Genomic DNA, 1,786 nt, shown 5'->3' on the forward strand with positions numbered 1-1,786 from the left:
CCTCAAAACTAAACAAATTTTCGACAAGTGTGTAGGTTTCCGTAATATTCCTTAGAAAGGAGGTGATCCAGCCGCAGGTTCTCCTACGGCTACCTTGTTACGACTTCACCCTAATCATCTGTCCCACCTTAGACGGCTGGCTCCTAAAAGGTTACCTCACCGGCTTTGGGTGTTACAAACTCTCATGGTGTGACGGGCGGTGTGTACAAGGCCCGGGAACGTATTCACCGCGGCATTCTGATCCGCGATTACTAGCGATTCCAACTTCATGTAGGCGAGTTGCAGCCTACAATCCGAACTGAGAACGGCTTTAAGAGATTAGCTTAACCTCGCGGTCTCGCAACTCGTTGTACCGTCCATTGTAGCACGTGTGTAGCCCAGGTCATAAGGGGCATGATGATTTGACGTCATCCCCACCTTCCTCCGGTTTGTCACCGGCAGTCTCATTAGAGTGCCCAACTAAATGCTGGCAACTAATAATAAGGGTTGCGCTCGTTGCGGGACTTAACCCAACATCTCACGACACGAGCTGACGACAACCATGCACCACCTGTCATTCTGTCCCCGAAGGGAACGGCCTATCTCTAGGTTTGTCAGAAGATGTCAAGACCTGGTAAGGTTCTTCGCGTTGCTTCGAATTAAACCACATGCTCCACCGCTTGTGCGGGCCCCCGTCAATTCCTTTGAGTTTCAACCTTGCGGTCGTACTCCCCAGGCGGAGTGCTTAATGCGTTAGCTGCAGCACTGAAGGGCGGAAACCCTCCAACACTTAGCACTCATCGTTTACGGCATGGACTACCAGGGTATCTAATCCTGTTTGCTACCCATGCTTTCGAACCTCAGCGTCAGTTACAGACCAGAGAGCCGCTTTCGCCACTGGTGTTCTACCATATATCTACGCATTTCACCGCTACACATGGTGTTCCACTCTCCTCTTCTGCACTCAAGTTATCCAGTTTCCAATGCATTTCTTCGGTTGAGCCGAAGGCTTTCACATCAGACTTAAAAAACCGCCTGCGTTCGCTTTACGCCCAATAAATCCGGATAACGCTTGCCACCTACGTATTACCGCGGCTGCTGGCACGTAGTTAGCCGTGGCTTTCTGGTTAGATACCGTCACTAGGTAAACAGTTACTCTTACCTACATTCTTCTCTAACAACAGAGCTTTACGATCCGAAAACCTTCTTCACTCACGCGGCGTTGCTCCATCAGACTTTCGTCCATTGTGGAAGATTCCCTACTGCTGCCTCCCGTAGGAGTTTGGGCCGTGTCTCAGTCCCAATGTGGCCGATCACCCTCTCAGGTCGGCTACGTATCATTGCCTTGGTGGGCCTTTACCTCACCAACTAGCTAATACGCCGCGGGTCCATCCAAAAGTGACAGCTTACGCCGTCTTTCATTATCAAACCATGCGGTTTAACAAATTATGCGGTATTAGCACCTGTTTCCAAGTGTTATCCCCCTCTTTTGGGCAGGTTACCCACGTGTTACTCACCCGTTCGCCACTCATTATCTTCGGTGAGTGCAAGCACTCGGTGAAGATAATGCGTTCGACTTGCATGTATTAGGCACGCCGCCAGCGTTCATCCTGAGCCAGGATCAAACTCTCATATAAAAAGTTGATTGCTCTTATTGTTTTGTTACTTTTTGAAACTAGCGAATTGACTTCGCAAATGTTTGCTCTTAACTCTTAGTTAAGAGACCCTACACATTTGATTTGTCGAAAATTTGTTCAGTTTTCAAAGATCTACTTGGTTGCTTTTGACAACTTTTATATCATATCAA

General features: G+C 48.5%; 1 rRNA gene. It reads right to left on the minus strand.

The annotated features are described in order from the left end of the window. Window positions 1-55 precede the first annotated feature (55 nt). Window positions 56-1,616: ribosomal RNA gene (locus AC1RPX_RS07545) — 16S ribosomal RNA — on the minus strand. Window positions 1,617-1,786: the final 170 nt, after the last annotated feature.

This window comes from Dellaglioa sp. CoH-56-MRSF-14 (assembly GCF_056782115.1).